General features: G+C 72.2%; 20 protein-coding genes. 10 read left to right on the top strand and 10 right to left on the bottom strand.

All coding sequences use genetic code 11. The annotated features are described in order from the left end of the window. Positions 1 to 21: 21 nt before the first annotated feature. Together O7621_RS01220 and O7621_RS01215 are read right to left on the bottom strand one after the other, a co-directional pair. Positions 22 to 1086, bottom strand: coding sequence for a 2-oxoacid:ferredoxin oxidoreductase subunit beta (locus O7621_RS01220; RefSeq protein WP_278171615.1), 1065 nt, complete (start codon positions 1084 to 1086; stop codon positions 22 to 24). Beyond that, positions 1079 to 2926 carry a 2-oxoacid:acceptor oxidoreductase subunit alpha gene (locus O7621_RS01215; protein ID WP_282232353.1) on the bottom strand — a complete coding sequence of 616 codons (1848 nt, stop codon included), beginning with the start codon at positions 2924 to 2926 and terminating at the stop codon, positions 1079 to 1081. Before O7621_RS01215 ends, O7621_RS01220 begins: the two co-directional genes overlap by 8 nt. 303 nt (positions 2927 to 3229) lie before the next feature. Between O7621_RS01215 and O7621_RS01210 the strand changes: the two genes are divergently transcribed. After that, positions 3230 to 3607: an NADH-quinone oxidoreductase subunit A gene (locus O7621_RS01210; RefSeq protein ID WP_123605728.1), complete on the top strand. Its 378-nt coding sequence runs from the start codon at positions 3230 to 3232 to the stop codon at positions 3605 to 3607. 35 nt (positions 3608 to 3642) lie between these two features. Here the strand turns inward: O7621_RS01210 and folP are convergent, their stop codons facing one another. Next, entirely contained in the window at positions 3643 to 4512 is an 870-nt protein-coding gene (gene folP / locus O7621_RS01205; protein ID WP_278171609.1) for a dihydropteroate synthase, read from the bottom strand. A gap of 149 nt (positions 4513 to 4661) precedes the next feature. On the opposite strand from folP, the gene O7621_RS01200 reads away from it, so the two are divergent. The 4 genes from O7621_RS01200 to O7621_RS01185 are packed head-to-tail and all read left to right on the top strand — an operon-like array spanning position 4662 to position 6980. Beyond that, positions 4662 to 5240 carry a DivIVA domain-containing protein gene (locus O7621_RS01200; protein WP_282232352.1) on the top strand — a complete coding sequence of 193 codons (579 nt, stop codon included), beginning with the start codon at positions 4662 to 4664 and terminating at the stop codon, positions 5238 to 5240. Then, complete coding sequence (locus O7621_RS01195; protein WP_282232351.1) at positions 5237 to 5722, top strand: SRPBCC family protein; 486 nt, start codon at positions 5237 to 5239, stop codon at positions 5720 to 5722. The genes O7621_RS01200 and O7621_RS01195 overlap by 4 nt, the downstream gene beginning before the upstream one ends. Continuing rightward, a complete protein-coding gene (locus O7621_RS01190; protein ID WP_282232350.1) occupies positions 5719 to 6321 on the top strand; it encodes a DNA-3-methyladenine glycosylase I in 603 nt (200 codons plus the stop codon). Before O7621_RS01195 ends, O7621_RS01190 begins: the two co-directional genes overlap by 4 nt. 32 nt (positions 6322 to 6353) lie before the next feature. Then, positions 6354 to 6980: a hypothetical protein gene (locus O7621_RS01185; protein ID WP_282232349.1), complete on the top strand. Its 627-nt coding sequence runs from the start codon at positions 6354 to 6356 to the stop codon at positions 6978 to 6980. 52 nt (positions 6981 to 7032) lie between these two features. Here O7621_RS01185 and O7621_RS01180 read toward each other — a convergent pair whose 3' ends face one another. Then, the gene (locus O7621_RS01180) at positions 7033 to 7824 is read right to left on the bottom strand and encodes an enoyl-CoA hydratase-related protein (protein ID WP_282232348.1); all 792 of its coding nucleotides are present in this window, start codon (positions 7822 to 7824) and stop codon (positions 7033 to 7035) included. Between the two features lie 48 nt (positions 7825 to 7872). Then, positions 7873 to 8685, bottom strand: coding sequence for a PaaX family transcriptional regulator C-terminal domain-containing protein (locus O7621_RS01175; RefSeq protein ID WP_282232347.1), 813 nt, complete (start codon positions 8683 to 8685; stop codon positions 7873 to 7875). A 190-nt stretch (positions 8686 to 8875) separates the two neighbouring features. Here O7621_RS01175 and O7621_RS01170 point away from each other — a divergent pair, with 190 nt between their 5' ends. Further along, positions 8876 to 9043 carry a DUF3117 domain-containing protein gene (locus tag O7621_RS01170; protein WP_007455245.1) on the top strand — a complete coding sequence of 56 codons (168 nt, stop codon included), beginning with the start codon at positions 8876 to 8878 and terminating at the stop codon, positions 9041 to 9043. Between the two features lie 141 nt (positions 9044 to 9184). Then, positions 9185 to 10738 carry a leucyl aminopeptidase family protein gene (locus tag O7621_RS01165; RefSeq protein ID WP_282232346.1) on the top strand — a complete coding sequence of 518 codons (1554 nt, stop codon included), beginning with the start codon at positions 9185 to 9187 and terminating at the stop codon, positions 10736 to 10738. A gap of 14 nt (positions 10739 to 10752) precedes the next feature. On the opposite strand, the gene O7621_RS01160 is transcribed toward O7621_RS01165, so the two are convergent. Next, entirely contained in the window at positions 10753 to 11325 is a 573-nt protein-coding gene (locus O7621_RS01160) for an O-methyltransferase (RefSeq protein WP_282232345.1), read from the bottom strand. A gap of 401 nt (positions 11326 to 11726) precedes the next feature. On the opposite strand from O7621_RS01160, the gene O7621_RS01155 reads away from it, so the two are divergent. Together O7621_RS01155 and O7621_RS01150 are read left to right on the top strand one after the other, a co-directional pair. Beyond that, entirely contained in the window at positions 11727 to 12989 is a 1263-nt protein-coding gene (locus O7621_RS01155; RefSeq protein ID WP_282234810.1) for a trypsin-like peptidase domain-containing protein, read from the top strand. 77 nt (positions 12990 to 13066) lie between these two features. Further along, complete coding sequence (locus O7621_RS01150; protein ID WP_282232344.1) at positions 13067 to 13531, top strand: preprotein translocase subunit TatB; 465 nt, start codon at positions 13067 to 13069, stop codon at positions 13529 to 13531. A 28-nt stretch (positions 13532 to 13559) separates the two neighbouring features. Here the strand turns inward: O7621_RS01150 and O7621_RS01145 are convergent, their stop codons facing one another. The 3 genes from O7621_RS01145 to O7621_RS01135 are packed head-to-tail and all read right to left on the bottom strand — an operon-like array spanning position 13560 to position 16607. Next, positions 13560 to 14708 (bottom strand): Mrp/NBP35 family ATP-binding protein, encoded by a 1149-nt coding sequence (locus tag O7621_RS01145; RefSeq protein ID WP_282232343.1) that lies wholly within the window; start codon positions 14706 to 14708, stop codon positions 13560 to 13562. A 38-nt stretch (positions 14709 to 14746) separates the two neighbouring features. After that, complete coding sequence (locus O7621_RS01140; RefSeq protein ID WP_282232342.1) at positions 14747 to 15349, bottom strand: DUF1003 domain-containing protein; 603 nt, start codon at positions 15347 to 15349, stop codon at positions 14747 to 14749. Then, positions 15342 to 16607: a CBS domain-containing protein gene (locus tag O7621_RS01135; protein ID WP_278171595.1), complete on the bottom strand. Its 1266-nt coding sequence runs from the start codon at positions 16605 to 16607 to the stop codon at positions 15342 to 15344. Before O7621_RS01135 ends, O7621_RS01140 begins: the two co-directional genes overlap by 8 nt. A 32-nt stretch (positions 16608 to 16639) precedes the next feature. Between O7621_RS01135 and O7621_RS01130 the strand changes: the two genes are divergently transcribed. Continuing rightward, the gene (locus O7621_RS01130; RefSeq protein WP_282232341.1) at positions 16640 to 17536 is read left to right on the top strand and encodes a PhzF family phenazine biosynthesis protein; all 897 of its coding nucleotides are present in this window, start codon (positions 16640 to 16642) and stop codon (positions 17534 to 17536) included. 28 nt (positions 17537 to 17564) lie between these two features. Here the strand turns inward: O7621_RS01130 and O7621_RS01125 are convergent, their stop codons facing one another. After that, the gene (locus O7621_RS01125) at positions 17565 to 18080 is read right to left on the bottom strand and encodes a hypothetical protein (protein ID WP_282232340.1); all 516 of its coding nucleotides are present in this window, start codon (positions 18078 to 18080) and stop codon (positions 17565 to 17567) included. Positions 18081 to 18204 lie beyond the last annotated feature (124 nt).

Here is an 18204-nt window from a genome sequence, read left to right as displayed (position 1 = left end):
ATCCGAACCGACTGCCACCGATCAGTTGATCGACCAGGTGTCGCCGCTGCGCAGCAGCCCGGCCAACTGCTCCTCCGGGGTGCCCTCGGCCGCCGCCCGGGCCTGTTCGACCTGGGTCTGGATCAAGCTGTCGTAGCTGGGCCGCGACACGCTGCGGAACACCCCGATGGGCGTGTTGCGAAGATCGGCAGCGGGCAGCCGGGACAGCGCGAACGCGTAGGCGGGCTCGGCGATCGTGGCGTCGTGCACCACGATCTGCTCGGCCGGCACCGACGCGGTCTCGCGGACCTCCAACCCGAAGCCGCCGGGCGGGTGGACCACGCAGAACTGCCCGTCGGCCCCGAACGTGATCGGCTGGCCGTGCTCCAGCCGGATCAGGTAGTCGTCCCGGGTCGCCGGCTCCTTCAACTGCTCGAACGCGCCGTCGTTGAAGATGTTGCAGTTCTGGTAGATCTCCACGAACGCCGAACCCTGGTGCTCGGCGGCGGCGCGCAGCACCGACTGCAGATGCTTACGGTCGGAGTCGATGGTCCGGGCGACGAACGTCGCCTCGGCGCCGAGGGCCAGCGACAGCGGGTTGAACGGCGAGTCGGCCGAGCCGACCGGCGTCGACTTGGTGATCTTCCCCAGCTCCGACGTCGGCGAGTACTGCCCCTTGGTCAGCCCGTAGATCCGGTTGTTGAACAGCAGGATCTTGAGGTTGACATTGCGGCGCAGCGCGTGGATCAGGTGGTTGCCGCCGATCGACAGCGCGTCACCGTCCCCGGTCACCACCCAGACCGACAAATCCGGGCGGGACACCGACAGGCCGGTGGCGATCGCCGGCGCCCGGCCGTGGATGGAGTGCATACCGTACGTGTTCATGTAGTACGGGAAGCGCGACGAGCAGCCGATGCCGGAGACGAAGACGATCCGCTCCCGGGGCATGTTCAGCTCCGGCATGAATGACTGCACCGCGGCGAGGATCGCGTAGTCACCGCACCCGGGGCACCAGCGCACCTCCTGGTCGGACTTGAAGTCCTTGGCGGTGAGCTTGACCGCCACCGGCGTACCGCCGGGGCGTCCGTTGCGGGCGGGCTCAGACATTCTTCACGACCTCTTCCAGCATGGTTTCCAGCTCCGTGGCGGTGAACGGCAGACCACGGACCTGGTTGTAACCGATCGCGTCGACCAGGTAACGGGCCCGGATCACGTGGGCCAGTTGACCGAGGTTCATCTCCGGGATCACCACCCGGTCGTAGTTGCGCAGCACCTCGCCGAGGTTGGCCGGCAGCGGTGCCAGGTGCCGTAGATGCGCCTGGGCGACCGACAGGCCACGCTGGCGCAACGCCCGGCAGGCGGCGCCGATCGGCCCGTACGTCGAGCCCCAGCCGAGCACCAGCGTCCGGGCGTCGCCGTCCGGATCCTCCACCTCGACGTCCGGCACCGGGATCGCGTCGATCCGGGCCTGCCTGGTCCGCACCATGAAGTCGTGGTTCGCCGGGTCGTAGGAGATGTCGCCGGTGCGGTCGGCCTTCTCCAGACCGCCGATGCGGTGCTCCAGGCCGGGGGTGCCGGGGATCGCCCACGGCCGGGCCAGCGTCTGCGGGTCGCGCAGGTACGGCAGGAAGGTCTTGCCGTCGTCGTCGTTGGCCTCGGTGGCGAACTCGACCTGCAGGTCGGGCAGGGAGTCGACCTCGGGCAGCAGCCACGGCTCGGAACCGTTGGCCACGTAGTTGTCGGACAGCAGCAGCACCGGGGTGCGGTAGGTGAGCGCGATCCGGGCCGCCTCGATGGCGGCGTGGAAGCAGTCCGACGGCGAGCGCGGCGCGATCACCGCGACCGGTGCCTCGCCGTGCCGGCCGAACAGCGCCATGTTCAGGTCGGCCTGCTCGGTCTTGGTCGGCATGCCGGTGGACGGCCCGGCCCGCTGCACGTCGACGATCACCAGCGGCAGCTCCAACGCGACGGCGAGCGAGATGGTCTCGCCCTTGAGCGCCACGCCGGGCCCGGAGGTGGTGGTGATGCCGAGGGCGCCGCCGTACGCCGCGCCGAGCGCCGCGCCGACCGCGGCGATCTCGTCCTCGGCCTGCATGGTGACCACACCGAACCGCTTGTGCTTGCTCAACTCGTGCAGGATGTCCGAGGCCGGTGTGATCGGGTAGGCGCCGAGGAAGACCGGCAGCTTGGCCCGGACCCCGGCGGCCACCAGCCCGAGCGACAGTGCCGCGTTGCCGGTGATGTTGCGGTACGTGCCCGGGCGCATCCGGGCCGGGTTGACCTCGTAACGTACCGAGAAGTCCTCGGTGGTCTCGCCGAAGTTCCAGCCGGCCTTGAACGCGGCGATGTTCGCCGCTACCAGGTCCGGACGCTTGGCGAACTTGCGCTCCAGGAACCGGATGGTGGACTCGTACGGCCGGGAGTACATCCAGGAGAGCAGGCCCAGCGCGAACATGTTCTTCGCCCGCTCGGCGTCCTTCTTCGAAACGGACAACTCGGCGAGCGCGCCGATGGTCATCGAGGTCAGCGCCACCGGGTGTACGGCGTAACCGTCGAGCGAGCCGTCGTCCAGTGGGCTGGTGGCGTACCCGACCTTCGCCAGGTTGCGGCGGGTGAACTCGTCGGTGTTGACGATGATGTCCGCGCCGCGCGGCAGGTCACCGAGGTTGGCCTTCAGCGCCGCCGGGTTCATGGCGACCAGGACGTTGGGCGAGTCACCGGGGGTGAGGATGTCGTAGTCGGCGAAGTGCACCTGGAAGCTGGACACCCCGGGCAGGGTGCCGGCGGGAGCCCGGATCTCGGCCGGGAAGTTCGGCAACGTGGAGATGTCGTTGCCGAGCTGTGCGGTCTCCGAGGTGAACCGGTCGCCGGTCAGCTGCATGCCGTCACCGGAGTCGCCAGCGAAACGGATGACCACCCGATCCAGTTGACGGACCTGCTTGGTCACGTGAGCTGACCTCCTCGTTTTCTGCCGGCGGCGTGGATCGCCGGCCGTGCTGGGGCGGTTGCCGGCGGTCCTGCGGCTGTTGCCGGCCGTGGCGCTGCCGTTGCCCGGTGCCACGATGGGGTGTCCGGTAAGGGCGTCCTAACCATGGTGACACTCTCAGCAAAGCCTACGTCGGATCGGGTCGGATACCCGGCTCGGGTCCGCCCGGTGGGACTGGAATCACCCGACGGTCACGGGGCGGCGACGCCGGTCTCCACCGCTCGGCCCACGCCGACCCGACGACCGGACGGTACGCTGCCGGACATGCAGGGCTACCTCGGCTCGTACGCGACGTTGGGGCTGTTGCTGCTGGTCGGCGTCGCCTTCTTCACAGTCGGCTACGGCGCCAACCGGTTGCTGCGGCCGGGTCACCCGGCTGACCCGGTCGGTAAACGGGCCAGCTACGAGTGCGGCCTCGACCCGGTGGGCGGCGACTGGGCCCAGGCGCAGATCCGCTACTACGTGTACGCGTTCCTGTACGTGCTCTTCGCGGTGGAGGCGGTCTTCCTCTTCCCCTGGGCGGTGATCTTCGACCGGCCGGGGTTCGGCCTGGTCACCGTCGCTGAGATGGGCGTCTTCGTGGCCGTCCTGGCGCTGGGCATCCTTTACGCCTGGCGCAAGAACGTGCTCCGCTGGACCTGACCGCGACCTGACCTGCACCCGCTACCCGAACCCGGTCAGGCCAACGCCCGGCGGGACACCGCCGGCGGGCGGTCGCCCCGGATCGACGCCACCATGTCCAGCGCCCGCCGGGTCGCCGCCACCTGGTGCGCCCGGAACACCCGGGCACCCAACCAGGCGGAGACCGCCGTCGCCGCCAGGGTGCCCTCCAGCCGCTGGTCGACCGGCAGATCCAGGGTCTCGCCGATGAAGTCCTTGTTCGAGAGGGCGACCAGGACCGGCCAGCCGGTGTCGACCAGTTCGGCGAGCCGCCGGGTGACCTCCAGCGAGTGCCGGGTGTTCTTGCCGAAGTCATGCGCCGGGTCGATCAGGATGCCGTCCGGTCGTACCCCGAGACCGACCGCGCGCTCGGCGAGGCCGGTCACGGTACCCACCACGTCGGCCACCACGTCGTCGAACGCGGCCCGATGCGGTCGGGTGCGCGGCGTGGTGCCGCCGGTGTGCGAGCAGATCAGCCCCGCCCCGGTCGCCGCCGCGACCTCGGCGAGCCGGGGATCCGCACCGGCCCAGGTGTCGTTGAGCAGGTCGGCGCCGGCCGCGACCGCCTCCCTGGCCACCTCGGCCCGCCAGGTGTCAATCGAGATGACCAGGTCCGGGAAGGCGGCCCGGACCGCCGCGATCGTGCCGACCGTACGGTCGATCTCCTCGGCCACGTCGACGGCGGTCCCGGGCCCGGCCTTCACCCCGCCGATGTCGACGATGTCCGCGCCAGCGTCAACCGCGGCGGCGACCGCGTGCAGCGCGGCGTCCGCGGCGAAGGTCGCGCCGCGGTCGAAGAACGAATCGGGCGTACGGTTGACGATCGCCATGACCGCGAGGTCCCCGGGTGCCAGGGACCGTCGGCCGAGCCGCAGCGTACGCCCCATCCGTGCCTCCGTTCCCGTCCGCCTGCCAGGAGGCTAACCGGCTGCGGTACGCCGACTGCCGGCGGTCGCCGGGGCGGGAGAGCCCGCCGCCGACCGACGACGCGCCGCAGGGGGTCGCCCTTGCCGCGCCGGCATGCCACGATTCGGTCATGGATCAGTTTCTCCTCGTTCTGGTCGCCGCGTTGACCGTCGCCGCAGTCGTCTTCGGGGTCACCGTGCTCGTCACCGGCAACGACCCGGGGCTGGTCCCGGTCGAGCCGGACGGGCGGGCGGTCCCGCTGCCCGGCACCCGGCCGTTGCTGGAGCACGACGTCAGCCAGGTCCGGTTCGACACCGCGCTGCGCGGGTACCGGATGGCGCAGGTCGACCAGGCACTGCGCCGGGCGGCGTACGACATCGGGTACAAGGACGAGTTGATCGAGGTGCTGCAGGCCGAGGTGGCCGCGCTGCGGGAGGGGCGTACCGAGGACGCCGACCAGTTGCGGCGGGCCCGGGACGCGGCCCTCGTGCCGGCCGTCGACCTGGCGGGGACTCCGGTGGCCGGCACGTCCGCGACCGAGTCCGGGCCTGCCGACGCGACCGAGTCCGGGCCTGCCGACGGGGCGGAGTCCGGGCCTGTCAACGCGACCGAGTCCGGGCCTGCCGACGGGGCGGAGTCCGCCCCGTCGCCGACGGCCGACGCAGCCGCCGGGCCGGAGGTCCGCCCGGCGGACGGTGCTGCCAGGTGAGAGGTCCAAACGAGGCTGCCGCCGGTACCCCCGGAGCCGGGGAGGTGACCGCGACGGTCATCATCCGGGCCCCAGCGGAGCGGGTCTTCGCCGCCTTCACCGCCTGGGAGCGGCAGTCCGAGTGGATTCCCTTCACCGACGTGAAGGTCGTCTCGGGCGACGGCGGCGAGGGCAGTCTGATCGCGGCGGTCACCGCGGTCGGCCCGGTGGCGTTGCGCGACGAGATGCGGGTCGTCCGGGTCGACGCTCCCTATGAGGTCCGAGTGGTGCACTGCGGCACCCTCCTGCGTGGCCCGGGGGTGCTGCGCTGCACCCAGATGGACAACGACCGCACCCAGGTCGTCTGGCACGAGTGGTTCCACCTGCCCGGCGGCGTCGCGGGCCGGATGGCCTGGCCGTTGCTCTGGCCCGGATCCAAGGTGAGCCTGACCCAGGCGTTGAAGAAGTTCGGCCGGCTGGTCGAGACCGGGGCACTGCCGTGACCGGCCTGAGCGTCGGGGCGGACGGCCTGGCCCGGTGCGGCTGGAGCGCCGGTTCGGCGGACTACCGCCGGTATCACGACCAGGAGTGGGGTCGACCGGTCCGCGACGACGACGCGCTGTACGAACGGTTGACCCTGGAAGCCTTCCAGTCCGGTCTGTCCTGGCTGACGATCCTGCGCAAGCGGGAGGCGTTCCGGGCTGCCTTCGACGGTTTCCGGATCGAGAAGGTCGCCGGGTACGGACCGGCCGACGTCGAGCGGCTGCTCGCCGACGCCGGCATCGTCCGCAACCGGGCCAAGATCGAGGCCGCCGTGTCGAACGCGCGGGCCGTGCTCGATTTGCCCACCGGCCTGTCCGAGCTGCTCTGGCGACACGCCCCGCCGCCCCGGTCCGCCCGGCTCGCCTCGATGGACCAGGTGCCTGCGGTAACCGCCGAGTCGACCGCGCTGGCCCGGGCGCTCAAACGGCACGGCCTCCGGTTCGTCGGACCCACCACCGCGTACGCGTTGATGCAGGCGACCGGGATGGTCGACGACCATGTCGCCGGCTGCCACGTGCCGCCGCCGACGCGGCCCGGTGGTCCGGTCGTGGTCCGGTGATCCGCCGCCCCGCGTCGTGATGAGATAGGAGCATGCGCGAGATCAGCCAGCTCGACGATCAGCCCGCGACGCCCGGCCCGGCCCGGCCCGGCACCGGTGCCTGGGCGGTGGTCATCCCGGCCCAGCGCTACGAGGCGGAGCGGCTGTTCCACCACGACACACTGGAGGTGACCGGCCTCGACGGTGACCCCCGGCCGCCGTACGGCGCGCCAGTGCTGGTCGTCACCGACGGTGACCCCCGGTTCGTCGTCGCGCTCGGCCGGATCGGTGGTGCCGGCGGCGGCGTCGAGGGCGGGGAGACCCGGGCGGCCGAGCCCGAACCGCTGGTGGTGCACTACACCTGCCGGGCCTTTGACGAGCCGGTGCCGGCGGCCGCCCTGCGGCTGACCGGGACGGTGACCCCGGTGGACGTGACCACCTACCGGTCGTTGGCCAGCCGGCTCTCCCCGGCCGGTGATCGTCGTGCCTGGCTGGTCAGCCTCGACCTGCCGATCGAGGCACCGACGGCGGCGGAGGCGGTCCGGCTGTTCTGGTCGTACGTGCGTGAGCTCGGCCCCCGCGAACTGCCGGCCTTCGTCTATCCGAGCGGCAACGAGCTGGCCATGCAGGCGTTCGTGCTCGGTGCCGAGGCAAACCAGGACCCGGAGGAGGACGACTGACGGCTGCGGCCCGGTCAGCGGGCACGCGGCTCCTGGTCAAGCCGTGCCGGCTTCAGTGCCCGTCGAACACCGGCCGCTGCTTGGCGACGAACGCCGCTGTCGCCTGCCGGTGGTCGGTGGTGGCACCACAGATCGACTGGGCCTGCGTCTCCGCAGCCAGCGCGTCGGCCAGCGAACCGGAAGCGCCGACGGACAGCGCCCGCTTGATCGCCCCGTACGCGACGGTCGGCCCGGCCGCCAACCGCTCGGCGAGTTCGTGGGCTACCGGCAGGATCTGCTCGTCGTCGTCGACCAGTTGGTTGAGCAGCCCGATCCGGTGTGCCTCGGCGGCCGGCACCGGCTGTGCCAGCAGCAGCAGTTCGGTCGCCTTCGGGTAGCCGACCAGCCGGGGCAACGCCCACGAGGCGCCGGTGTCCATCGCCAGCCCGACGTTGGCGAACGCCATCAGGAAGCTGGTCCGTGGCCCGCCGATCCGCAGATCGGCCAGCATGGCCAGCGATGCGCCGGCACCGGCCGCCGCGCCCCGGACCGCGGCGACCACCGGCTTGGACAGCCCGGCCAGCCGGGTGGCGATCGGGTTGTAGTGCTCCCGTACGGTGTCCAGCGGCTCAGCCGTCCCGGATTCCAGCGTCTCGACGTGTTCGCGCAGGTCCTGCCCCACGCAGAAGGCCCGTCCGGCGCCGGTCAGCAGCACCGCCCGGCAGCCGGGGTCGGTCTCCACCTCGGCCAGCGCGTCGCGCAGCGCCTCCTTGAGCTCGACGTTCAGCGAGTTGAGCGAATCAGGTCGGTTCAGGGTCAACGTGACGACCGCACCCCGACGGTCGACGATCAGTGCCTCGGTCACCTCGGATGCCCCTTTCGTCTGGCTGGCTGGAGTTTGCGTCGGTGCGGCTCAGCGCGGGCCGCCGTCGCGCTGGCCGAGCTCCAGGCACTTGTCGACGTACCGGTCGGCGGCCGGGCGCAGCCGGGTGGCGTGCCGGTCGAAGAAGGTCGCCGCGCTCGTCCCAGGCCAGCGTTCCGGCAGAAGCGCCGGAGGGAGTTGCGGATCCCGGAACAGAAACCCGCGCCAGGCGTGGACCAACTGGAACCGGGCGGCGTACGCCTCCTCGTCGTCGCTGCGTACGGTCACCTTCGCCAATTTCGGTCGCTGCCCGGCGACGAACCGCTCGTAGGCCTGTCCGATCTCGGTCAGATCCCAGGCGCGGCGGACCAGCGCGGCGGCCCCGGCGGTGCCGGCGGTGTGCGCGGCGGTGAACCGCTCGAAACGTACGCCGGCCTCGGTCAGCATGCCGTCGACCTCGCCAGCGGCCCGGGTCGCCACCCAGGTGCGCTCGTCCAACATTCCGTAGCCGAGATAGCTCAGGTTGGCACACAGCCGTTGCCGGTCCCGCCGACCGCCGGGCGGGTCGAGCACCAGCAGGTCGAACTTGCCGTCCCAGCTGATTCTGCCGGTGCGGTAGATCCGGGCGGCCGCCTCGTCCAGCCGTCGGGCGGCTTTCGGGGTCAACAGATAACCCGGGCCAGCGGCCAGCCGAGACGGTTGCAGCCATCCCTGCCGGACCATCCGGGAGACGGCGGTGCGTACGGCGGGTGGCGCGATCCCGAGCGGGGCCAGCAGCTTGACCAGGGCAGCAACGGGCGCGCGACCACCTCGTGGCCGAAGATGGTCACCGAACAGGTCGAAGAGCGCCGACCGTGCCTGCATGACCGCACATTGTGACAGCCCACTTCAAGATAAGCTAGACGCTGTCACAGCATTGTGGCCTCGGTTTGGGTCCGGCGGTGTTCATCAGGGAAAATCGTTGGTCGGCACCGTGGCAGTGGGATGCGGTGAGACTTACGAGGTGGCTGGGGTGCTCCCCAGCGGCCCTGGGGCAAGTCTGAGGGGAGACAACATGGCGGCGATGAAGCCGCGGACGGGCGACGGTCCGCTGGAGGTCACCAAGGAGGGCCGGGGCATCGTCATGCGGGTTCCGCTGGAGGGCGGGGGTCGACTCGTCGTCGAGATGACACCGGACGAGGCCAACGCGCTCGGTGATGCGCTGAAGGCCGCCGCAGGCTGATCGAGCCGGACCCGGGGGCGACGCTGGCCCACGGGTCGACATAGCGACGGTTGACGAGTCCGCCGACCCGGCCCCCGCCGGGTCGGCGGACTCGGTACGCCGTGGGCAGCACCCAATCCCGTACCTGGAGGTAACCCCGGCGTGTTCGCCATCCGTCTGCTGGCGGAGACCACCGCCGCCGGCACCATCGTCCTGCCCGTCGAGCCGGACCCCGGGTCGGCCGGCGCACGGCTCGGACCAGTGCCCGACCAGTTGGCGCTCGACGGCGACCGCGCGAAGCTCGTCGAGTCGGCCGCCGCGTTGCTGACCCGCACCGGGCACGACGGCAGCGCCGGCGAGACGCAGGTCCTGCACCGGCCCCGGTCCTCGCCGTACCAGGTGATCCTGGTCGGAATCGGCGCGGCAGACGAGGCCGGCTGGCGGACGGCGGGCGCGGCCGTCGGCGGGCTGCTGCGCCGGGCTGCCCAACCGGCTGCCGGGCCGGCCGCTGCCCAACCGGTCGTCGAGCCGTGCCTGGTCGCCGTACCACCGTCGGCGGGCCCGGCGGCGATCCGTGGCTTCGCTGAAGGTTGCTGGCTGGCCGGCTACCGGTTCACCGCGCCGGGCGAGTCCCGCCCGGCCGCAGACACCGACGAGGCGCACGACAGGCTGCCGGTGGTGCTGCTCGCCCATCCGCCCACCGAGGCGGCCGAACAGGCGTTGCGGTACGCCCGGGTGACCGCCGCCGCCACCTGCCTGGCCCGGGACCTGACCAACATGCCGTCCTCGGTCAAGAACCCGGCCTGGTTCGCCGATCAGGTCGCCGCAGCGGCGGCCGACCGACCCGGGCTGACCGTCTCGGTCCGCGGCCCGGCGGAGCTGACCGCCGAGGGGTTCGGCGCGCTGCTGGCGGTCGGCGGCGGTTCGGCGGCCGGTTCCCGCCTGGTGGAGATCGACTGGTCCCCGCCGCGCGCCGGGCGGCACGTGGTGCTCGCCGGCAAGGGCATCACGTTCGACACCGGCGGGATCTCGATCAAGCCGGTGGACGGGATGAAGCTGATGCGCAAGGACATGGGCGGGGCCGCCGCAGTGGTCGCCACCGCCGTCGCTGCCGCCGACCTGGAGCTGCCGGTCCGGCTGACCGTGCTGGTTCCGCTCGCCGAGAACATGGTCAGCGGGGCGGCGTTCCGCCCGGGTGACGTGGTGCGGCACTACGGCGGGCGGACCAGCGAGACCACCAACTCCGACGCCGAGGGCCGGTTGGTGCTGGCCGACGCGATCAGCTACGCGGTCAGCAGGTTCACCCCGGACTATCTGGTCGACCTGGCCACCCTCACCGGGGCTAACGCGATCGCCCTGGGCCGGCGTACCGCCGCGCTGTACAGCGAGGACGACGACCTGGCCGCAGCGCTGCTCGACGCCTCGGCGGCGGCCGGCGAGGGGGCGTGGCGGATGCCGCTGCACGCCGACTACGTCGAGTACCTGGGTAGCGAGATCGCCGACCTGTTCAGTGCCCCGGACCGGGGGGCCGGCTCAGTGGTGGCCGCGCTCTACCTGCGCGAGTTCACCGGGCCGTTGCGCGACCGCTGGGCACACTACGACATGTCCGCCCCGGCCTGGTCCGACGACGAGCACGCCGAGCTGACCCGGGGCGCGACCGGCTGGGGGGTCCGGACGTTGGTGCGCTGGCTGACCGCGCTCGACCCGGCGGCATGACGGCCGGTCGCAGGTCAGCGCCGTACCGCCGCCAGCAGCCCGTCGCCGGCCGGCAGCAGCGCCGGCACCCACTCCTCGGTCTCCCGGATCGACTTGACCAGTTCGCGGATGGCGACCGTATCGGGGTCGCGCGCCGCCGGGTCGCCGATCCGGCCACCGGCAAGCGCGCCGTGTACCGCCAGGATGCCGCCGGGGCGCAGCAGCCGCAGCGCCGCGTCGACGATCGCGCCGAACTCGGCGCTGTCGCCGTCGACGAAGATCATGTCGTACACCGAATCGGCCAGCCGGGGGAGCACGTCGAGCGCCCGGCCGGTGATGATCCGGGTCCGCGACGTCGGGTAGCCGGCCTCGACGAAGATCCGCCGGGCCATCCGCTGGTGCTCGTTCTCCACGTCGATCGTGGTCAGTACCCCGTCGGGGCGCATCCCGCGCAGCAGCCACACGCCGCTCACCCCGGTCCCGGTGCCGATCTCGACGACCGCGCGTGCATTGCCGGCAGCGGCGAGCAGTCGCAGCGTCGCGCCGGCGTCCGGCGAGACCGGGCGCAGCCCGACCTCCTCGGCCAGGCTACGGGCGGTACGCAGCACCAGGTCCTCGGCGGCGTATCCGGTGACGAACTGGAGGGCCTGGGGCGCCGTCCAGGCAGGGGGTCGGGTGACCGGGTGGATGGCGCACCTCCAGCGGGGGGTCGGGCGGCGGTTGCCGGTACGAGCCTAGAGCGCCGCTGGTCGACCGGCTGGGCGGGCACCGGGGCACCCCGCTCTTCGGCGACCACTGAATGTTCTTCGATTATCCGTGCAATCCTGGACGCGGAGCGATGTCGCCGATCGGACCGGTGCCGTCGCGCTGGGGGATGGACTGGGAGGCAACCGTGACCGACGGCGGAGACTGGCGCCAGGCCGACGGGATCGCACCGCCGGGGCACCAGCTGCCGGTCGGCGGGTGGGTCAGGCCGCACGGCCCCGCACCGGCTACGCCGTACCCACCGGTGGCCGGTCCGCCGCCCTATTCGCCGTCGTACGGCGCGTCGGCGCAGCCGTCGCCGTGGTGGTCGGACGCGCTGCGGGATCCCTGGCGTGATCCGTACGCGCCGGCCGCAGTCGTGGTCGACGTCCCGCCGGGTGCCGCCGGAACCGGCGAAGGTCCGGAACCGGTCGTCGAGCCGGAGCCGGCGGTACGCCGTGGGTTCATGCCGTACGTGGTCGTGTCGGTGATCGCCGCGCTGCTCGCCGGAAGCCTCGGCGGTGCCCTGGGGTTCGCCTTTGCGGTCCGAGGCGGCGTGGCCGGTGCCGGGACCGTGCTCGGCGGCGCGCCGGCCAATCCGCCCGGGGGGGTGCAGCGGCCGGCCGACTCGCTGGCCGGGGTGGCCCAACGGGTCCTGCCGAGCGTGGTGACCGTGCAGGTGAGCGGGCCGGGCGGGCAGAGCGTCGGCTCCGGCTTCGTCGCCACCGCCGACGGCTATGTGATCACCAACGACCACGTGGTCGGGGTGGGGGCCGAGGAAGCGATGGTGCTGTTCAACGACGGCTCGACCGCGCGAGCCTCGATCGTCGGCCAGGAGCCGGAATCGGACGTGGCGGTGATCAAGGTCGACCGGACCGGGCTGACGCCGGTCGAGTTCGGCGACTCCGAGGCGATCGCGGTCGGCGATCCGGTGCTTGCCTTCGGCTCGCCGCTCGCGTTGACCAACACGGTCACCTCGGGGATCGTCAGCGCTCTCGACCGCACCATCCAGGCCGGTGAGCCCGGCGGCCAGGTGCGCTACTACGCGGCGATCCAGACCGATGCGGCGGTGAACCAGGGCAACTCGGGCGGTCCGCTGGTGGACGCCGCCGGCCGGGTGATCGGTGTCAACTCGGTGATCAAGTCGCTGGCCGCCGACGAGGAGACGGCCGGCAACATCGGTCTCGCCTTCGCCATCCCGATCAACCACGCGAAGCGGATCACCCAGGAGATCATCGACACCGGAACGGCCCGGCGGACGATCTTCGGTGCTCAGGTGACCGACGCCGCCCGTACCCCCGGTGCCGGTGTCCGGCTCAGTGAGGTGGTCGACGGCGGGCCGGCGGACGCCGCCGGCCTGCGGGCCGGCGACGTGGTGCTGCGAATCGACGGTCGGCCCCTGGACCAGGCGACCGACCTGATCGCGTTGGTGCGCAAGTACGCCCCCGGGTCGGTCGTGACGGTCGACTACCGCCGGGGCAGCGAGGCCAGGTCGGCCTCGGTGACTTTGGCCGCCGACGCCAAGTAACACCCGGTCGGCCCTCCCGGACCGGCTGGTGACGTGCGTACCCTTGCCTTCGACGGCGGCACAGGGAGGCCCGGAGCATGTTCGACAACCTGAACTGGTGGGAGATCGGGCTGCTCCTGCTGCTAGCTTTGTTGATCTTCGGCGACCGGTTGCCGCAGGTCATCTCCGACGGCCTGCGGATGCTGCGCAACCTGCGCAACATGGCCCGCAACGCGACCTCCGACCTCAGCCGCGAACTGGGCACCGACATCCAGCTCGAGGACCTGCACCCCAAGGCGTTCATCCGCAAGCACCTGCTCAGCGAGGAGGACGAGGCCGCGCTGCGCAAGCCGTTGCAGGGCGTCTACGACGACCTGCGATCCGACGTCAGCGGGGTCCGCGACGAGTTGCGTGAGGTCGCCGACGCGGCCGATCTGAAGTCGGCCGCGAAGCCGACGACGGTGACCGGTGGCGCCAGCAGGTCGGCTGTCCCGACCAGCCCGGCAGCCGATACCAGCCCGTCCGCCGTCCCGCCCAAGCCGCTGGACGCCGACGCGACCTGACGGTTGTCAGCCGGACGCCATCTGACGGTCAGCCGGCGGACGGTCGCAGGCCCAAGGGCTTGCCCAGCAGCGACTCACGGCGGACCGCGAGCCGGTCGGCGACCGCGTCGAGCGCCCGGGCCGCCGGGGCCTGTGGATCGGCCAGCACGATCGGGGTGCCGCGGTCACCGGTCTCCCGTACCCGGGTGTCCAGCGGAATCTGGCCGAGCAGCGGCACCTGGGCGCCGACGGTGCGGGTCAGCGACTCGGCGACGGTGCCGCCGCCGCCGCTGCCGAAGATCTCCATCCGCTCCCCGGTGGGCAGCTCCAGCCAGGACATGTTCTCGACCACGCCGACCAGCCGCTGGTGGGTCTGCAGAGCGATGGCACCGGCCCGTTCGGCCACCTCGGCGGCGGCCGCCTGCGGCGTGGTCACCACCAGGATCTCGGCGTTGGGCAGCAGCTGGGCCAGGGAGATCGCCACGTCCCCGGTGCCCGGCGGCAGGTCCAGCAGCAGTACGTCCAGGTCGCCCCAGTAAACGTCGGCGAGGAACTGCTGCAGCGCCCGGTGCAGCATCGGCCCACGCCAGACCACCGCCGCGTTGCCGGCGGTGAACATGCCGATCGAGATGACCTTCACGCCGTGCGACTGCGGCGGCATGATCATTTCCTCGACCCGGGTCGGCCGTCCCTCCGCACCGAGCATCCGGGGCACCGAATGTCCGTAGATGTCGGCGTCGATCACCCCGACCGACAGCCCGCGCGCGGCGAGCGCGGCCGCCAGGTTCACCGTCACGCTGGACTTGCCGACCCCACCCTTGCCGCTGGCTACCGCGTACACCCGGGTGCGGGACCCGGGCTGGGCGAACGGGATGACCGGTTCGGCGCCAGCGGAACCGCCGCGCAGCTGCTCCTGCAGCGACTTGCGCTGCTCCGGGCTCATCACCCCGAAGTCGACATCCACCCCGGTGATGCCGGGCACCCGGGTCACCGCCTCGGTGATGTCGGTGCGAAGTTTGTCCTTCAACGGGCAGCCGGCGACCGTCAGCAGCAACTCGACCCGTACCCGGCCGGCGGCGTCGACCGTCGCGGAGCGCACCATCCCGAGCTCGGTGATGGGGCGGCGGATCTCCGGGTCGTTGACCGTGGCCAGGGCGGCGTTGATGGCATCGTTGACGGTGCTGGTCGGTGCGGACATGCTCGCCATGCTACGTCGCGTGTGCAGGCCACCGCCGCTCACTGTCCGGGCGGCCGCGGTCCCTTCGACGGCAGGTCCGCTCGGCTGTCCGGCAGGTCCGCTCGGCTGTCCGGCGGCTGAGGCCCCTCCACCGGGCGGCGGTCCAGCCGGTGCCGGCGGTACGCCTGCTCGTCGAGCTCCTCGGCCAGCCGGCTCAGCTCCGACCGCAGGAAGTCCCGGGTGGCCACCTCACCGACCGCCACCCGCAGCGACGCGATCTCCCGGGCCAGGTATTCGGTGTCCGCCTTCTGCATCGCGGCCCGCCGCCGGTCCTCATCCAGAGAGAGCCGGTCCCGGTCCGCCTGCCGGTTCTGCGCGAGCAGGATCAGCGGCGCCGCGTACGACGCCTGAACCGACAGCAACAGGGTCAGGAACGTGAAGGTGTACGGGTCGAAGCGCAGACTCACCGGGGCGAGGGTGTTCCAGGCGATCCAGCCGACCACCGCCACGGTCATGTAGACGAGGAACCGGGCGGTACCCATGAACCGGGCGATCGCCTCGGCCCACTGTCCGAACGCCTCCGGGTCGTAGCGGGGCAGCGAAATTCGCCCCGGTTCGCGGGGCTGGTCCAGCCGGCCGGTGCTCCGGCGCAGGTCAGCCATGCCCGTCCCCACCCTCCAGCGGTGTGTCCCGGTCCCGCCAGTCCGGCGGCAGCGAGTGGTCCAGCACGTCGTCCACGGTCACCGCGCCGACCAGCCGGTTCGCCGGGTCGACCACCGGCATCGCGACCAGGTCGTAGGTGGCCATCCGGCGGGTGATCTCCAACAGCGGTGTCTCCGGCTGCAACGGGTCGATACCGCTGTCCACCACTCCGCCGAGCAGCTCCGCCGGCGGCTCCCGCAGCAGCCGCTGGAAGTGCACCACGCCCAGGTACTTACCGGTCGGGGTGGCCATCGGCGCCCGCGCGACGAAGACCTGGGCGGCGATCGCCGGCGGCAGCTGCGGCTCCCGGATCCGGGCCAGCGCCTCGGCGACCGTGGCGTCCGGGGTCAGGATGACCGGCTCGGAGGTCATCACGCTACCGGCGGTCCCCGCCTGGTACTGCAGCAGCTGGCGTACCGAATCGGCCTCGTCCGGCTCCATCAGGTCCAGCAGCACGTCCTGCTCCGGCGGCGGCAACTCGGCCAACAGGTCCGCCGCGTCGTCCGGGTCCATCTCCTCCAGCACGTCGGCGGCGCGTTCCCGGTCCAGGGCGGTCAGGATCGACACCTGGTCGTGTTCGGGCAGCTCCTCCAGCACGTCGGCGAGCCGTTCGTCGTCCAGCGCCGCGGCGATCTCCTGCCGTCGGCTGTCCGGCAGATCCTGCAGAGCGTTCGCCAGGTCCGCCGCGCGCATCTGGTCGAGTACGGAGAGCAGCCCGGCCGTGCCCTGGGTGTCCGGCAGCCCGATCAGCCCGCGTACCCGGTGCCAGTCGAGCTGGTGCAGGTGCCCACGTCGGGTCAGCCGTCCGGTGATCTCCCGGACCGCGACCCGGGTCAACGACCACTCGCCGACCCGGTTCGCCTCCATGGCGACGTCCACCACCGAACCGGGCTGGTCCTCGGGATCGAACCGGACCCGCCGGTCCAGCAGGTCCTCCAGCACCAGCAACTCGTTCGGCCGTTTTTCGAACCGCCGCAGGTTCAAGGTGCCGGTGCTGAGCAGCACCGACTCCGGGTCGATCGCGGTCACCCGGCCCATCGGAAGGAAGATCCGCCGACGCATCGGCATCTCCGCTACCAGTCCGACCACCTGAGGCGGCCGGTTGGTGGTTCGTAGCCGTACCACCGCGTCCCGGACCCGCCCGACCTGGTCGCCGTTGGGGTCGAAGACGGCGAGCCCGGCAAGCCGGGCGACGTACACCCTGGTCGCCGTAGTCACGGCCACAGCGTACGGGCCGTAGGGTTTGTTTCATGTCCAGCCTCGGGTACGAGATCGTCGACGTCTTCACCGACCGGCCGTTCACCGGGAATCCGCTCGCCGTGGTGTTCGGTGCCGATGCGCTGGCCGTCGACCAGATGCAGTCGATCGCGCGGGAGTTCAACCTGTCCGAGACGGTGTTCGTCCTACCGCCCGGCACCCCGGACGCCAGCTACCGGGTGAGGATCTTCACACCGGAGAAGGAACTACCGTTCGCCGGGCATCCGAGTATCGGCGCGGCGGTCACCGCCGGCCGGCGAGGCCTGGTCAAAGCCGGGATGGTGACCCAGCAGTGCGGTGCCGGGTTGCTACCGGTCGAGCTGACCGAGCACGGGTACGCCACACTGCGCGGCGGCGAGCCGACTCTCGGGGCGCCGGTGGACCCGGCCCCGCTGCTGGCCGCGGTCAACCTGACCGCGCAGGACCACTGCGGTCCGGCACCCCGCCGGGCCGGCTGTGGTCTGGAGTTCGACTACCTGTGCGTGAGTCCCGATGCTCTGGCCCGGGCCAGGCTGGACGTGGCGGCCGCGGCCCGGGCCGGCGTCGGGATGGTCAGCGTGCTGACCTGGGCGATGGCCGGCTCCCCGGCGGGGGAGCCGGGGCGGTCGACGGCGCACTGCCGGGTCTTCTGCCCGGGAGCCGGGGTGACCGAGGACCCGGCTACCGGGTCCGCCGCCCTCGGCCTCGGCGTCTGGGCGGTGGGCAGCGGTCTGCTGCCGCCCAACGGCCAGTCACGGTATCTCGTCCGGCAGGGGGCCGAGCTGGGCCGTCCGTCGATGTTGGACTGTACGGTGACCGCGCTGGGCGGCCGGGCGCGGAGCGCCACCGTCGCCGGTCAGGTGGTGCCGATAGCCAGCGGGCAGATCGCCGTACCGCCGTTCGTCGGCTGACCGTCGACCCGGCGTGGCCTGGCGTGCTTCAGCGTCGGCGGACCCGGTGCAGGCGGAACGGAGGACGGGTCGGCCGGGCGACCGTACTGGGGCGAGGCGGCGCAGCGAGCGATCCGTCCGGCAGTGACGAACCGGCCGCCACCGGCGGACCGGCCGGGGTCAGGCGGTACAGCTGGCACTCGTCGGCCCACCGCCGCACCAGGTCGGCCGGGCTGCCCGGGGCGTTCAGCCGTTTGGCGGCCACCTGGGCCGCGATCGACTCCCAGCCGGGGTGGGCCGGCTCGATCAGGGTCACCTCGGCGGGCCAGGTCACGATTTGGCCGCCGTGATCGCCCCGCAGCGTCACCGTCGCCGGTACGCCGGCCGCCAGCCCGGCGGCGGACTGCTCGCCGGTACCGGTCACCACGTGCAGCGAGCCGTCGGCCGGCACGCACCACAGGGCGCGGGCGGGCGCGCCGTCGACCGAGACCCACGCGACTGCGGCCTTCTTGCCGGCTTCGTCGACCAGTGGGGCGGGCCCGCCGGTTTCTGCTGGGTCGGTCATGCCGACCATCCTGCCGTAGTCCCGACGCGGTGTCGCGCCGCAGCCGGCCCGCAGATGACGCCATGGCCTGTCGACGGTCTGTCGCCCGGCCCGTCGACGCGGTCCCGGTGCACGGACCCGGTCG

The organism is Solwaraspora sp. WMMD937 (assembly GCF_029581175.1).
Classification (GTDB): Bacteria; Actinomycetota; Actinomycetes; order Mycobacteriales; family Micromonosporaceae; genus Micromonospora_E.
Note: the sequence above shows the minus strand (reverse complement) of the source record. Positions and strands in the feature narration are given on the sequence as shown.

Coding starts and splice junctions, on each gene's coding strand:
- O7621_RS01220 (WP_278171615.1), bottom strand. CDS start 1,086: ATGTCTGAGCCCGCCCGCAACGGACGCCCCGGCGGTACGCCGGTGGCG.
- O7621_RS01145 (WP_282232343.1), bottom strand. CDS start 14,708: ATGTCCGCACCGACCAGCACCGTCAACGATGCCATCAACGCCGCCCTG.
- O7621_RS01210 (WP_123605728.1), top strand. CDS start 3,230: ATGCAGGGCTACCTCGGCTCGTACGCGACGTTGGGGCTGTTGCTGCTG.
- O7621_RS01175 (WP_282232347.1), bottom strand. CDS start 8,685: ATGCAGGCACGGTCGGCGCTCTTCGACCTGTTCGGTGACCATCTTCGG.
- folP (WP_278171609.1), bottom strand. CDS start 4,512: ATGGGGCGTACGCTGCGGCTCGGCCGACGGTCCCTGGCACCCGGGGAC.
- O7621_RS01125 (WP_282232340.1), bottom strand. CDS start 18,080: ATGACCGACCCAGCAGAAACCGGCGGGCCCGCCCCACTGGTCGACGAA.
- O7621_RS01200 (WP_282232352.1), top strand. CDS start 4,662: ATGGATCAGTTTCTCCTCGTTCTGGTCGCCGCGTTGACCGTCGCCGCA.
- O7621_RS01170 (WP_007455245.1), top strand. CDS start 8,876: ATGGCGGCGATGAAGCCGCGGACGGGCGACGGTCCGCTGGAGGTCACC.
- O7621_RS01140 (WP_282232342.1), bottom strand. CDS start 15,349: ATGGCTGACCTGCGCCGGAGCACCGGCCGGCTGGACCAGCCCCGCGAA.
- O7621_RS01150 (WP_282232344.1), top strand. CDS start 13,067: ATGTTCGACAACCTGAACTGGTGGGAGATCGGGCTGCTCCTGCTGCTA.
- O7621_RS01185 (WP_282232349.1), top strand. CDS start 6,354: ATGCGCGAGATCAGCCAGCTCGACGATCAGCCCGCGACGCCCGGCCCG.
- O7621_RS01130 (WP_282232341.1), top strand. CDS start 16,640: ATGTCCAGCCTCGGGTACGAGATCGTCGACGTCTTCACCGACCGGCCG.